This is a genomic window from Paenibacillus sp. 453mf (assembly GCF_900116105.1).
GTDB lineage: Bacteria > Bacillota > Bacilli > Paenibacillales > Paenibacillaceae > Paenibacillus > Paenibacillus provencensis.
Genome location: NZ_FPAC01000001.1, coordinates 2,492,887 through 2,507,380 on the forward strand (window position 1 = coordinate 2,492,887; position 14,494 = coordinate 2,507,380).

A 14,494-nucleotide genomic window follows, 5' to 3' on the forward strand; every position below is an offset into this window, starting at 1 on the left:
AAAAAACCCCTCCTAATAATAGTTACAGCTTCAAAAGTTCCTTTTTGGAATGCGTGAGCAGGCGAATCCCTGATTCTGTAATCACGACATCATCCTCAATTCGTACACCGCCGATACCAGGCAGATAAATACCCGGCTCCACGGTAACGACCATACCAGGCTCAAGAATATCATCGCTCAGCTTGGACAGCCTAGGAGATTCATGAACCTCCATGCCTAGTCCATGTCCGGTACTGTGACCGAACTGGTCTCCATAGCCATATTTCGTAATAATATCTCTTGCGAGAGCATCCGCTTCTCTTCCTGTCATACCCGGCTTTATATGTTCCAAAGTATGTAATTGGGCTTCCAATACAATATCGTAGATCTCTAGCAGCTTGTCTGCAGGATTGCCGATTGCAATGGTCCGCGTTAAGTCCGAACAATATCCGTCAAGAAGTGCTCCAAAATCAAAAGTAACAAAGTTTGACGTTTCAATCACTTTGCCGCTGGCAACCCCATGTGGCATTGCCGAACGTTCGCCAGAAGCTACAATCGTATCGAACGAAGATGATGCTGCACCATTTTTGCGCATGAAGAATTCCATTTCCAGATCCACTTCACGCTCTGTCATTCCCGGCTTGATCACATTCAGGATATGTGAAAAAGTCAAGTCAGCCAAATCCGCAGCACGCTGCATGATGGCAATCTCGTTCTCATCCTTGTATATCCGCAGCTTCTCAACCAGGCCGCTGACAGGCACAAGAGAAACTGGCTTCAGCTGCTCTGAATACAACCCATACGTAGAGAAAGTGACCAAATCCTGTTCAAAACCGAGAGACTTAATCCCTTCTTTATCCAGCAGCTCTTTAACTGTAATCATCGGCTTCGCTGCATGTTCCACTACCGTGTAGCCTGCCGCCTGCTGAGGAGCTTGTGTCATGTAACGGAAATCCGTAAGCAAATAGGCTTGCTCAAGCGTAATTAATACATATCCTGCTGAACCCGTAAACCCGGTCATGTATCGTCTATTAATAGGACTGGTGACCAAGAACGCTTCCAGCTGAGACTCTTGCATCGCCTTACGCAATTTCAACACTCGGTTGTTCCCCATGATTATACCTTCTTTCTTCGCCACGTTCCTTCGATCGATCTAACAGTCTTGGATCTCCAAATAGCGGTACATCGCGTTTAGAGCATGTTCATAGCTGTAAGCCCCGAAACCGGAAATTTGTCCGATCGTTACCGGTGCAATGACCGATGTATGTCGGAAAGACTCACGCGCATGAATATTAGACAGATGAAGTTCAATGGCAGGAATTTTAACTGCGCCCAAAGCGTCGCGAATAGCGTAGCTGTAGTGAGTAAAGGCACCTGCATTCAGCAATATTCCGTCAACTTCCCCCAAGGAAGCATGAATTCGGTCGATAAGTTCCCCTTCATGATTCGATTGATAAAAAGTAATGGATACGGAAAGCTTCTCTGCCTGAGCACGAAGCATCTCTTCAATGGATTGAAGACTCTGCTTACCATAAATACCAGGCTCACGCACACCAAGCATATTCAGGTTCGGGCCGTTCATGACCAGAATCCGCTTCATACCCCCGCGCACCACCTTTCCTGCAAATAACCATCTGCTATTTTACCATACCGGATATTGGATTGAGAAGCTTTTTTGCTCCACGTCAGCAGTGATGAGCGTTCGGTGAATAGCATATTACCTACTCGTTTATCATTAGACCATTTCTGGCTCTCTTTTACGTTCATCCGTAAACTCCATCGCGACGCTGTAACCTATGAACAATCCCCACAGCAGAAACAAGCAGACTTCGCTAAAAATGGAATCCCAGGTCAGCTGGTTTAAAGGCTTCATCATCCCTGTCCAAGGGCCAATCCATACAAAGAGAATGATCCACCAGGCAAGTCCATAGATCAGTCCGGGAATAGGCCCCTTCCGCTTTCGGAACAGGTACGTATAAATAATGGAGGCAAGCAGTGAAAAGACGATGAAAAATAACCACCCGATAAAATGTCCCTGAACTTTATATATATAAGCATGCTTAAAGAAAGGCTCCGCCAAAAAACCGATCGGTACGACAGTAAAATTAAAATAGTAAAATATCCACTGAATGCCTCCCCATATCAAGCCTGCAAAAAAGCCGATCTCCAAGGCAAAAGCAAATGGATTCGTAATTTGTCTTCGCTGTTCTATGTGATTCATAAAATCCTCCCGCAGCTTATGTAATTATATATCTTCGATCTAAGAGACCCGCAACTTTTTGTGCTGCAGCTCGTACATAAACACAACCACACTATTGCATCTGATAACCAACAGCTATGTATGACTCGAGCTTCAGCAACTGACAAGAAATACGCTCTCGTGAAGAACCTTGTTACAACTTGTAGTATGTTCAAATTACTGAAGACTAGTCAGAACTAGAAATTGCTGGCGGAATTCGATACAATGTAAACAATCGAAGTTAAGAATAGGAAGGTGAGCTCTTTGCCTCAAGAATCAAAGCCAATGGCTTATGGCGGTCAAGCCGTAATTGAAGGGGTCATGTTCGGCGGGAAGCACGTGAATGTCACTGCAGTACGTCGCAAAAACCAAGAAATCACTTTTCTTGAAGTGCCTAAGCAAGACAAGTCCTGGGTCACCAAATTGCGGAAAGTCCCTTTTCTGCGGGGAATTGTGAGTCTGATTGATTCCAGCGCCAAGGGAACCAGGCATTTAAATTATTCGGCAGATGCATACGCAGACGACGAGCTGACACCAGAAGATCGTGCGAAGTCTCAAGAGGATGAAGATTCTGGCTGGAGTTTGTCGATGATTATCGGCGTTGCTGCCGTGGGTATCTTATCCTTTGTATTTGGCAAAGTGGTATTGACGGCGGTTCCGGTATTTATAGAAGATTTTCTATTTGGCAGCCTGTCGATCAGCCGGTTCGGTCATACTTTTATTGAAGGAATTATTAAGATCCTGCTTGTCTTTGCTTACCTCTACTTCTTATCCATGACACCAACCATTAAGCGATTGTTTCAATATCATGGTGCGGAGCATAAAGTAATAAGTGCATATGAAGCTGGCGCTGAGCTCACACCGGAAAGTGTGCAGAAATTCAGCCGTCTCCACTACAGATGCGGAAGCAGCTTCTTGGTACTCAGTGTTATTGTCGGTGTTCTTGTCTATTCTGTATTCTCGATTCCATTCCCTTACGATAATGTATGGGAACGTGTAGGACAGCGGCTCATGCTCTTGCCGATCGTACTCGGTGTTTCATTTGAAGTATTAAAGTTTACAAACGCAGTAAGAGATATACCGGTTCTTCGCTTCCTTGGTTATCCGGGTCTGTGGCTTCAGCTCCTGACAACGAAGGAACCAACGAATGAGCAGGTTGAAGTATCGATTGCTTCCTTTAACCGTATGCGCGAGCTTGATGCGGAATTTGAAAAATCACCCGCAACGTTCAGTGTAACTAGCGGTAATCTTGATCCTGTGAAAGGATGAGGATCTGACATGATTAAGCATGCTTTGGTTTTTTGGACCATCATCATATTGGCGGTCTTCGGTTTATATGAGCATTTTCAGCGGGGTGAATGGGCTGCCTTGATCTTTCCCCTGATTCTGGGCGGACTCATCTTCTGGTTTTATAAGAGACCACCACGGGCATTGACTGGCAGACATCCCAAGGTTAAGCCTTCCAAGGCAACGATGGCAAAGCTTGAACGGAACAAGTCAGGACATAGATCCGGACCGTCAGCGAATAAGCGCAAGAGCTACCCATTTCATGTCATTGAAGGACAAAAGAAAAGCAAAAATGACGATGAGCTACCAAAATATCATTAGCATAAAGTCCTTTGACCTTAAGCAGGTCAAAGGACTTTTTAGGTTGGGGCTCAAATTTTTAGGAATCCAAAATATCAGTTCATTTGCCGTAATAGTTTTGCAGGGCCTCAACCAAGCCGAGCGGATTCTTGGTCAGATATTGTGCACTAAAGTAAATATCGCCATCTACTTCTGGATATTGCTCATTGTATTTGAGCTGATTAATAATTTCATTCGCTGTATGCCAGCCTGCTTCTGAAGTTCCCAGCTTATATGGTGAGTGACCAATATACAGATCTACGTCCGTCCCTGTCACCTCATCAACCCACCAGTCAACCAGAATATCGTATCTCGCAGCTGGAAGCGACAAGCTCCAATAGATTTGCGGAGCAACATAATCAATCCATTCCTCCTGTATCCAGGTACGAACATCGGCATGCATGTCATCATAAGCTGTCACGCCAGCTTTCGTATTCGAGCCTGTCGGGTCGTCTGCGATATTTCTCCACACGCCGAAGGGACTAATCCCGTACTCGACTCCAGGTTTGGAGGCTTCGATTTGTTCCCCAAGTGATTGAACGAACCTATTAATGTTATCTACACGCCAGTCATTAATATCTTTATAGTTGTTGATATTGTACGCTTTGAAGGCAGCAGCATCATTAAAGGTAACATTTGATGGATAGAAATAATCGTCCAAATGAACCCCATCAATGTCATAGCGATTCACAACTTCCATAATGGCATCAATAATATGCTGTCTTGCTTCGGGAATGCCCGGATTAATGTACATCTGATTCTTTGCTGTAACGATCCATTCCGGATGCTGGTTCACTACATGCTTGGCTGCGTTCTTGCTGCTGTCGGCTGTCGTATTAGCTCGGAAAGGATTAAACCAAGCATGGAATTCCATCCCCCGTTTATGTACCTCCTCAATCATAAAGCTGACAGGATCATATCCTGGATCTACACCTTGTGTGCCTGTCAATACCTTGTTCCAGGGAACAAGTGTGGAAGGATATATTGCATCGGCAGCGCCTCTCAATTGAACAAATACGGCATTGATGCCCATAGATTCCAGCTTATCGAGCTCCTGGATAAAGTCTCTCTTTTGCTTCTCGACATTGTTCACTGAGCCTGATTTCGGCCAGTCACCGTTAATGGTGGATATCCACGCGCCTCTCATATCATGATCCTCCGGTTCTCCAGGTACAATCGGAATTTCCGGATCAGTCGGCCACAAATTTGTAGAAGTGAGGTGAATGGTCTTGGCCGATTGATTCCATTTCACAATAAGGCCCAGATGCTCGCTGACAAAACGAATCGGCACCATCACACGGTTTTGAGTGTTGGTCACATTCGCGGTCAACTGCACCGTTCTTCCATTTACAATCGCCGTGGTCTTCCCTTGTGTCAGCGACAAGTCATTGCCAAACCCCTGAATCCGAACTGTTTTGGACGCCTGATTCCACCCTACCGAAGCGCCAATGCCTTCACTAATTACACGAAGCGGCACCATCGTGACATTGACTTTAGGCACAATATAAGGGGCAACGTCCGTCTCCAGCTTCTCTCCATCCAAATAGATTGTAATTGCTGACGTACTGGCTGCGAATGTTACAGTTCCCCCTTGAAATGCCAGCAAACAGACTAGCAATAATGCGATGCATTGTTTCAATCTCCTCATACAACCCTTGTCCTCCATAGCATTGGTATTTAGAAAAATAAACCATTTCCTATGAATATAGACGCGGGTTATATTCGGTTAGTTGCGGATAAAAAGAAAAACACCGGTCCCGGAATTTAATCAGGACGGTGTTCCTCTATGATTCGTTTGTCAATTCTTTGTGCACATTCTGTAAATCCTCTAACCTGGCGTTGTCTCTGCGAAAATACTCGACAAGTGTTTCGATGCATGTAATGGAATCCCAGCTCAAATGATGCTCTATCCCTTCAACATCTGTATAGATATTCTCTTTCTTGACGCCAATCATCGTTAAAAATTCCTCAAGCAGCTCATGACGGTCCATTAGACGCTTGCCCATCTTTTTGCCTTTTGGCGTCAGCACGAGTCCGCGGTATTTTTCATAGATCAAATATTCGTCTTTATCCAGCTTCTGGATCATCTTGGTTACAGAGGAAGGATGGACTTCCAGCCCCTCAGCTATATCGGATACACGCGCATAGCCCTTCTCGTCAATTAACTTATAAATTCGCTCCAAATAATCTTCCATACTGGGCGTTGGCATTTGCCTTACCTCTTTTCATTTATGAACTAGCGTCTGATTCGATCGCACAACTTTGCTCTTGTAATGATACATGTTATCACTTGCGATTTGCAAGTCTTAAAGCCTGACAAGCGCTCCTTACATGACTTAACTTACCACGCTTAATGTGAACACACCGATGGCACAATAACAAAGAATTGAATATAGGGAGAGGAGCCAACAACCCATGACGTTACTCGTTCCGGAAAAGCCTAAACGCAAGCTTAAGCCTACAGCTCCCTTTGTTCCTGATTTAGTTTATTTTGAACCACAGGCACTTGAATATGATAAAGGCAAACGCATTATGGAATGGGTCAAAGCTCATAATATTGAATATCGAATGACCACTTCGCACAACCGAATTACGAATCTGCCAGGGGAGACGGATCAGGAGAAATACCGTATTGCCAAAAGAACCCTCGTGGTTGGCCTCCGCAAAACGCTTAAATTCGATCAATCTAAGCCCTCTGCCGAATATGCGATTCCGATATCTACAGGATGCATGGGACATTGTCACTACTGCTACCTGCAAACCACGCTTGGGAGCAAGCCCTATATTCGTGTATATGTGAACACAGAGGATATACTGCATGCGGCGAAGGATTATATTGAAGTACGCAAGCCGGAAATTACCCGGTTTGAAGCTGCTTGTACTTCCGACCCTGTCGGGCTTGAACATATTACAGGGAGCCTTGGCGATCTCATTCGCTTTATGGCTGATGAAGAGTTTGGACGACTTCGGTTCGTTACCAAATATCATCATGTAGATCCACTACTTAACATTAAGCATAACGGCCATACGCGTATTCGATTCAGCGTGAATGCCGAGTATGTGATTAAGAATTTTGAGCCTGCCACTTCCCGATTCGAAGAACGTATTGAAGCCGCAGGAAAAATAGCTCATGCCGGTTATCCGCTCGGATTTATTATCGCCCCTATTATTTGGTATGACGGCTGGGAAAAGGGCTATAGCGAGCTGCTGGAACGGCTTAAAGAAAACCTGCCACAGGATGCGACAAAGGATTTAACATTTGAGATGATTCAGCATCGCTTTACCAAGACAGCCAAAAATGTAATTGAGCAGCGCTATCCCAAATCCAAGCTGGAAATGGATATAGCCAAACGCGAGACCAAATGGGGGAAGTGGGGACAATATAAATATGTATACCCCAAAGATCAGCAGCAGGCTCTCCGTGAATTTATTACCGAACGCATCTTCGAAGCTTTCCCTCAAGCAAAGATCGATTATTTCACCTAAGTTCATGGTAAAAAGCCGTTGAATGCATGATCAATCCGCAAATGCAAAAAAACCATCAGTCATCGACTGATGGGCTTCTATACATACCTAAAGTACCATTTAGAAAATCATCCACTCTGGCGTAATCCGTTGCAGCCAAATCGTAATTTGGGTCATTCGGTCTGTAAAGAGCAATATGCCCATCAGCACCATGACACTGCCGCCGACTTTCATCAGTACACCTGAATATTTGCTGATAAACCTTGTTGTTCCAACAAAAAACGCCAGCAAGAAAAAAGGGAGCGCAAACCCTATTGTATATCCTGTAATAAGGGTAACCCAGGTGCCCGGCTCAGTCGCTGCCATAGCAATAATGGCAGTAAGAATAGGACCAATGCAAGGGGACCACCCTGCGGAAAAGCCAATGCCGAAAATAAAGGAACCGAAATAACCGGCTGGCTTCCATTTGACATCAAGCTTTCTTTCCTTCATTAATAACTGCGGCTGAAACAGCCCAATTAGAAATAACCCCATCACCATAATAAGAATCGCGGACAGCATCCGAATCAAGTCCTTATACTCGTGAAAAAATTCGCCAAAGATGCCGGCGCCCAGTCCGAGTGTGTAGAATACGACGGAAAAGCCCAGGGTAAATGCCAGTGTATGGCTTAATGTACGCATACGGACCTCACGCTTGTTCTGCTCATGCTTCAGCTGTTGCACCGATAAACCCGTTATGTAGGACAGATATGATGGATACAGCGGCAGACTACAGGGCGATAAGAAGGAAGCGACCCCTGCTAAAAAGGCTAATAATACGTTCACATCAGGCATGACTACAACGCCCCCCTAAGAACGAATGTAAGAATTCGGACAAGATAATATCTTAAGCCCGAATTCCTTTTTTACCGAGCATAATGACAATAAGCATAGCGATAAGCAAGAGAACAATCGTTGCTCCAGGGGCAAGGTTCCAGACACCTGCAATGACAAGTCCTGCAATGACGGCAATTTCTGAAATTATGACAGATAGTATAATAGAAGATCTGAAGCTTCTCGCAATCAAGAGACTGACAGCAACCGGAATGGTCAATAGTGCCGATACAAGCAGCGCACCAACGATCTTAATTGCTGTACTGATCACCAGTGCCGTCATCACGGTTAGCAGCATGTTCAAAATCTTGGTAGGAAGACCGGTAACAGCTGCCGCATCCTCCTCAAAGCTAAGCAGGAAGAACTCCTTATGAAAAATAGATACTACCGCAATAACAATAACGGTTACGATTCCAACAACCGTCAGATCGGTTGTATCCAGCGTATAAATACTTCCAAATAAATAACTCATTACATCCCCATTATAGCCTTTACCAAGAGTAAAGAATAAGGAAGCAAGCGCTACTCCCCCGGACATAATTATAGCAATTGATAATTCAGCGTAACTCTTGTAGGCTTTACGCAGCTTCTCTATAGCAAATGAAGCCAAGACCGCAAAGATAAGGCCTACTGCAATCGGGTATACACCCAGTAAAAAACCAAGGGCCACCCCCGCAATCGTTACATGCGACAAGGTGTCCCCGATCATCGATAATCTGCGAAGCACAAGAAACAAACCAATCAGCGGGGCTGTGATACCAATAAGTATCCCGCCAGCCAGCGCCCGCTGAAAAAATTCACTCATTAGAATTTCCAATTTCCACGACTCCTTAACCCTTATAACAATGAATGCTGTAAATCTGTCTGAGCACAGTTCTCCAGATCATGTGAATGACGAGCATAGAACTTGATCTTGCCGTTCTGCTGCTCGGGTTCTTTTCCAAGGTATCCTTCAATCATATCAATATCATGAGATACCATTAAGAAAGTCATATGATGATGCTGATGCATGTGGGTAACGAGCTCGAAGAAGCTCGCCTGTGTCTCAGCGTCAATGCCTACTGTAGGCTCATCAAGGATAAGCAAATCTGGACGGTTAATCAGCGCCCGGGCCAAAAAAGTACGCTGCTGTTGACCACCAGACAATTGACCGATCCTCTTATCAGCCAAATCCTGAATCCGCATGACTTCAAGCGCATCATCGCATTGCTGCTTATGCTTTTGACTCATTCTTCGGAATATATTTTTGTTGTTGTACAGCCCCGACTGTACGACTTCTCTAACCGTAGCCGGAAACAATGGGTTAAAGGCGTTCTTTTGCGGTACGTATCCAATGCGTTCCCAATCCTTGAATTTTGCGATTGGTGTGCCAAACATTCGAATATCACCAGACCCTTGGGGCAACAGTCCAACGAGCATCCGCATCAGCGTCGTTTTCCCTGCTCCGTTTGATCCAATCACGCCTACGAAATCCCGTTCTTTCACGGTCATATTCAGATCCTTGATCACTTGCTGTTCACCGTATGAGAAGCATAAATTGTTAAGCTCAAGGACAGGATCATGGCATAGTGCTGTAGCTGGTTGCATCAAGAGTTCCATCCTTTTAATTTATATTAATATAATCCTATCATTTTCTTAGTCTATTTTAAAGCTGTGACTAAATTTTGTAAGTTTTTCTCCATCAAAGTAACGTAAGTTTCACCGTTCTGCAGCTGCTCCTCTGTTATGCCTTCTACCGGATTAAGCACCATCGTATCAACACCCGCTTCAGAAGCAAGCGTCTTGGCCAGCTTATCAGATACCATCTCTTCAAAGAAGATATATTCGATCCCTTCTTCTTCAACCAGATTAGCTAAATTCATAATATCTTGTCCTGTTGGTTCTGCATCAGGAGATAATCCCATAATCGGGTGCTGGGTCAAGCCGTAATCACGGGCAAGATAACCAAACGCTTGGTGAGATACTACGATCTCTTTGTTAGGTACTTTTGAAAGTTCCTCTGTAAATTTGGCATCCAAATCCTCTAACTGCAGTCTCAGTGCCTCATAGCGTTCTTCATAGCCTGCTTTGTGCTCAGGATCTGCTTCAACCATGCTGTCCTTGATATTTTCTGCCATAATCATTGCTGATTTAGGGCTTACCCAAGTATGCGGATCGGTGGAACCATGGTTATGTCCGTCGTCCGATGCTGGAGCTTCTTCTTCATGAGTGTGCTCCTCTTCATGTGCATGTTCATCTTCTTGAGCGTGCTCTTCGCCTTCATGAGCGTGCTCTTCACCTTCATGAGCATGTTCATCTGCAGCTTCCTCTTCACCTTCATGAGCATGTTCATCTGCAGCTTCCTCTACACCATGATCATGTGTATGACCTTCCGAATCAATAAGCTCGATCCCTTCGGTTACTTCTACGGATTTAACATTAGAATCGCTGTCCAATCCCTTCAAGAAGTTCGGTACCCATGCTTCAAGTCCGGCACCATTGTAGAGAAACAATCCTGCATTGGAAGTAGTTACAATATCCTGACTACGTGGAGTCCAGCTATGAGGTTCAACCCCCGCTGGCTGCAAATTAATAACGTTGGCATCTTCCCCGCCTATAGTCTTAGCGAATTCATATATAGGATAAAAGCTCGTAACGACATTAAACTTGCCCTCTTCAACTTGCCCTTGTGATCCGTTGTTCGCTTCATCGCCGCATGCCGCTGTAAATATCATCACAGCGCTAAGCAATATTCCCCCGGCTAAATTCCGTACTTTTTTCCCAGACAAACTATATTTCATAATAACCTCCGCATCGAATTAATCGTAATCATTATGATTACTAACAGATAGTAGTATAGGCATACCTCCTAAGTTTGTCAATAACTATTTAGAACAAAAAAAGAGCGTCCACAAAAGGAACGCTCTTCACATTTATAAGCTTTAAATCCTCTTTTTATGATTATGTGCAGGATGAATCGATTTCATAACTTACGAAAATATAGGCCTCTTACTTCACAATTGCTCCATTCGGCATATTTTCAGGCACCGTAGCCAGCGTCAATTGATCTCCATGGGAGGCAGCAAGAATCATCCCTTGCGACAATTCGCCGCGCAGCTTCACCGGCTTCAAGTTCGTAACACAGATGACTTTCTTGCCCACCATTTCTTCTGGTGAATAGAACTTCGCAATACCGGATACGACCTGACGCTGCTCGTAACCAAGATCAAGCTGCAGCTTCAGGAGCTTATCCGCCTTTTTCACCGGCTCGCACGCGGTAACCTGAGCAACACGCAGTTCTACTTTGGCAAAGTCCTCAATTCCGATCTCCGGCAGATCTTCCGGTGCTTCCACGCTGGCATCTGCTTCTTTGGCCGGCTCAGCTTTGGTCCCTCCGGACATGGCACCCGCAATATAAGCAACCTCCTGCTCTACATCCAGTCTCGGGAAGATCGGCTCGCCCTTGCGAAGCTCATTCCCTTCTGGAACAAGTCCTGCTTGCTTGGTGCTGTCCCAGCTGGTAAGTTCTCCTTCCTGAATGTTGAGCTGCTCCCAGATTTTGCGCGGAGCCTGAGTTAAGAACGGCTGCAGCAATATGGATGCTACACGCAAGCTCTCCACCAGATGGGCCATAACAGAAGCGAGCTCCTCACGTTTCGCCTCATCCTTAGCAAGCACCCATGGCTGAGTTTCATCAATGTACTTGTTGCAGCGGCTGATGAATTGACCAATTAACGTCAGTGCCACAGAGAATTCCAGATTCTCCATTGCCTCTTCCACTTTTTCTACAGTACTCAGCGCAAGCTCTTCAATGGTGCCGTCAAATTCAGTCACTCTGGATTGGTATGCAGGCGTCTTGCCTTCAAAATATTTGTGCACCATCGCCACTGTCCGATTAAGCAGATTGCCAAGATCATTTGCGAGATCCGAGTTGACACGCTCTACGAAGCTCTCGGGAGTAAATGTTCCATCAGATCCGAACGGTACCTCACGCAGCAAATAGTAACGTAGGGAATCCAGTCCGTAGCGATCAATCAGCGTCACTGGATCAACGACATTCCCTTTGGACTTGGACATTTTGCCGTCTTTCATGAGCAGCCATCCGTGGGCGAATACTTTTTTCGGCAGGGGAAGATCCAGCGCCATCAGCATAATCGGCCAATATATCGTATGGAAGCGTACGATTTCTTTACTCATCAAATGAACATCTGCCGGCCAGAACTTATCGTACAGGGAAGCATCATCACTGCCATATCCCAGAGCTGTAATGTAGTTCAGAAGCGCATCAATCCATACATACACCACATGCTTAGGATCACTGGATACTTTGACTCCCCATTCATAGCTAGTGCGGGATACGGCCAGATCCTCAAGACCTGGCTTGATGAAATTGTTAATCATCTCATTCTTGCGAGATCTCGGCTGGATGAAATCCGGGTTCTCTTCATAGTATTGAAGCAGCCGATCTGCATATTTGCTCATTTTGAAGAAGTAGCTTTCCTCTTTGACGAGCTCTACCGGATGACCACTGTCCGGGCTTTTTCCCCCAATAATCTTGCCATTCGCATCTTTTTCGGTATCCACCAGCTGTGTCTCCGTGTAATAGGTTTCATCAGGGATACTGTACCAGCCTTCGTATTCACCTTTATAGATGTCTCCCTGCTGAACCAGACGCTCAAACACGTCCTGAACGATGGATGTATGTCGCGGCTCCGTCGTACGAATAAAATCATCATTTGAGATTTCGAGCTTTTTCCACAAATCCTGAATTCCTGCGACAATATGATCAACAAACTCCTGCGGCGTTTTACCTGCTGCCTTGGCTTTTTGCTCGATTTTTTGTCCATGCTCGTCTGTACCTGTCAAGTAACGAACCTCGTAGCCTCTTAGGCGTTTGTATCTTGAGATCGCATCCCCCGCTACGGTAGTGTAAGCATGACCGATATGCAGCTTATCGCTGGGATAGTAGATCGGTGTTGTAATATAGAACGTTTTCTTGTCTGTCACTTTTGTATACCTCCTAATGTTTAATATGTAACTAAGGGATTACAGCACCATGCAAAACAATACAAAAAGACCCTCATCCCATATGGGACGAGAGTCTGTTAAACTCACGTGGTACCACCCAAATTCCCTGATCCCTCCCATTCAGGTAAGAAATCAGGCTCACACCAGTCAAGATCCATTGCTTAACTGTGCCCGCTAACGCTGGCATGCGCCGCTCCCTTACCTGTCAATCTTAATAGGATTGATATGGCTCGAAAGCAGTTCCTCCAGGACCATTTTCCGAATCTTGCTTCAGACCGGTTTGCAGCTCCCCCGGCTCTCTGTACTAAAGCATATATGATCGTACTTATCCCTTCATAGGAAAAATATGCGTATAAGTTACATCTATAATATTGAGCTTATTCACAAAAATCATACAAAACAGCATCATTAATGTCAAGGCGCAATAGCCTAAGAGGAAGTATTACCTTCGCTGCCCTTCTTGGGAGGTACCAGATCAACTCCCCCTGGGTGCAGAGGATGACACTTTGCTATCCGTCTCGCCGCGAGCAAAGACCCCTTCACAGCACCGTGCACCTCAATCGCTTCGAGTGCATAAGCAGAACAGGTCGGATAAAAACGACAGCTGGGCGGCTTCAGCGGTGAGATGAATTTTCGATAGAATTTGACCGGTGCCTTCGCGATCAATCTAGCAGGCTTCATTATTAATGACCTTTAGAAGCAGACTTTTTCATATTTTTATCGGCTTTACCTTCTGTCTGACAGTCTCTGCAATATCCAAACACTTCAAACTTATGTTCAACAACCTGAAACTGGTCTGGTGTGTCTGTAAGCTTCATTGGACAGAACTCGATCGGCAGTGTCTTCTGACAGTTCAGACATATCAAATGATGATGATGATGACCACTGCTGCACGAAGCTTTAAATTTAACCCCGTCTTCAAAGATGACCTGCTCCAATACGCCGAGTTCCTGCATCACTCTCAAATTGCGATAGACCGTATCAAAGCTTAATCCGCTGTATGATTTGCCCATATATTCGTAAACATCTTTTGGTGACAAATAACCTTCTGATTCGGCAAAAAGTCTTGCCAGCGTCTTGCGCTGATCTGTAATTCGAAGTCCTTGACCGGACATAGCTTCAATAATTTGATCCGTGGACAGCATGACTCTTACCCTCCTGTCATACCTATTTGTGTCATACCCTTATAATGCCTGAAATCAAGAGTCACGTCAACGAACACGTCTTTCGTGGTTCATCTAAGAACAATTCCGTTAACAAAAAAAGAACTCTGATATAGAGCTCTTTCCTTGTATGAACGAATTC

Annotated in this window: 15 protein-coding genes; 3 read left to right on the plus strand and 12 right to left on the minus strand. The window is 45.0% G+C overall.

Features of this window, described 5'->3' with window-relative positions; genetic code table 11:
• Window positions 1-22 precede the first annotated feature (22 nt).
• The 3 genes from BM415_RS11800 to BM415_RS11810 all read right to left on the minus strand — a co-directional run bounded on the left by BM415_RS11800 (window position 23) and on the right by BM415_RS11810 (window position 2,200).
• Complete coding sequence (locus tag BM415_RS11800) at window positions 23-1,093, minus strand: M24 family metallopeptidase (RefSeq protein WP_091158212.1); 1,071 nt, start codon at window positions 1,091-1,093, stop codon at window positions 23-25.
• A 39-nt stretch (window positions 1,094-1,132) separates the two neighbouring features.
• On the minus strand, window positions 1,133-1,579 hold the full coding sequence (gene aroQ, locus BM415_RS11805) for a type II 3-dehydroquinate dehydratase (protein WP_091158213.1): 447 nt from the start codon (window positions 1,577-1,579) through the stop codon (window positions 1,133-1,135).
• A 135-nt stretch (window positions 1,580-1,714) separates the two neighbouring features.
• Window positions 1,715-2,200, minus strand: a complete 486-nt coding sequence (locus tag BM415_RS11810; protein WP_091158215.1) for a YqhR family membrane protein — start codon at window positions 2,198-2,200, stop codon at window positions 1,715-1,717.
• Between the two features lie 282 nt (window positions 2,201-2,482).
• Here BM415_RS11810 and BM415_RS11815 point away from each other — a divergent pair, with 282 nt between their 5' ends.
• Window positions 2,483-3,487, plus strand: coding sequence for a DUF1385 domain-containing protein (locus tag BM415_RS11815; protein WP_091158216.1), 1,005 nt, complete (start codon window positions 2,483-2,485; stop codon window positions 3,485-3,487).
• Window positions 3,488-3,496: 9 nt separating this feature from the next.
• The gene (locus tag BM415_RS11820) at window positions 3,497-3,826 is read left to right on the plus strand and encodes a TcpD family membrane protein (protein WP_091158217.1); all 330 of its coding nucleotides are present in this window, start codon (window positions 3,497-3,499) and stop codon (window positions 3,824-3,826) included.
• A gap of 79 nt (window positions 3,827-3,905) precedes the next feature.
• On the opposite strand, the gene BM415_RS11825 is transcribed toward BM415_RS11820, so the two are convergent.
• Window positions 3,906-5,492, minus strand: a complete 1,587-nt coding sequence (locus tag BM415_RS11825) for a family 10 glycosylhydrolase (protein WP_091158218.1) — start codon at window positions 5,490-5,492, stop codon at window positions 3,906-3,908.
• A 136-nt stretch (window positions 5,493-5,628) separates the two neighbouring features.
• Window positions 5,629-6,054 (minus strand): transcriptional regulator MntR, encoded by a 426-nt coding sequence (gene mntR, locus BM415_RS11830; RefSeq protein ID WP_091158220.1) that lies wholly within the window; start codon window positions 6,052-6,054, stop codon window positions 5,629-5,631.
• A gap of 205 nt (window positions 6,055-6,259) precedes the next feature.
• On the opposite strand from mntR, the gene splB reads away from it, so the two are divergent.
• A complete protein-coding gene (splB, locus tag BM415_RS11835; protein ID WP_091158222.1) occupies window positions 6,260-7,330 on the plus strand; it encodes a spore photoproduct lyase in 1,071 nt (356 codons plus the stop codon).
• Window positions 7,331-7,429: 99 nt separating this feature from the next.
• Here the strand turns inward: splB and BM415_RS11840 are convergent, their stop codons facing one another.
• From BM415_RS11840 to BM415_RS11870, 7 genes are all read right to left on the minus strand, one after another.
• On the minus strand, window positions 7,430-8,143 hold the full coding sequence (locus BM415_RS11840) for a cytochrome c biogenesis CcdA family protein (RefSeq protein ID WP_091158224.1): 714 nt from the start codon (window positions 8,141-8,143) through the stop codon (window positions 7,430-7,432).
• Between the two features lie 52 nt (window positions 8,144-8,195).
• Window positions 8,196-8,999 (minus strand): metal ABC transporter permease, encoded by an 804-nt coding sequence (locus BM415_RS11845; RefSeq protein ID WP_170862435.1) that lies wholly within the window; start codon window positions 8,997-8,999, stop codon window positions 8,196-8,198.
• A gap of 20 nt (window positions 9,000-9,019) precedes the next feature.
• The gene (locus tag BM415_RS11850) at window positions 9,020-9,769 is read right to left on the minus strand and encodes a metal ABC transporter ATP-binding protein (protein ID WP_091158226.1); all 750 of its coding nucleotides are present in this window, start codon (window positions 9,767-9,769) and stop codon (window positions 9,020-9,022) included.
• A gap of 53 nt (window positions 9,770-9,822) precedes the next feature.
• Entirely contained in the window at window positions 9,823-10,962 is a 1,140-nt protein-coding gene (locus tag BM415_RS11855) for a metal ABC transporter solute-binding protein, Zn/Mn family (RefSeq protein WP_091158228.1), read from the minus strand.
• 208 nt (window positions 10,963-11,170) lie between these two features.
• Entirely contained in the window at window positions 11,171-13,168 is a 1,998-nt protein-coding gene (metG, locus tag BM415_RS11860) for a methionine--tRNA ligase (RefSeq protein ID WP_091158229.1), read from the minus strand.
• Window positions 13,169-13,618: 450 nt separating this feature from the next.
• Window positions 13,619-13,870 carry a membrane protein insertion efficiency factor YidD gene (gene yidD / locus BM415_RS11865; RefSeq protein ID WP_091158231.1) on the minus strand — a complete coding sequence of 84 codons (252 nt, stop codon included), beginning with the start codon at window positions 13,868-13,870 and terminating at the stop codon, window positions 13,619-13,621.
• 2 nt (window positions 13,871-13,872) lie between these two features.
• Window positions 13,873-14,334 (minus strand): Fur family transcriptional regulator, encoded by a 462-nt coding sequence (locus tag BM415_RS11870; protein ID WP_091158232.1) that lies wholly within the window; start codon window positions 14,332-14,334, stop codon window positions 13,873-13,875.
• Between the last annotated feature and the right edge of the window lie 160 nt (window positions 14,335-14,494).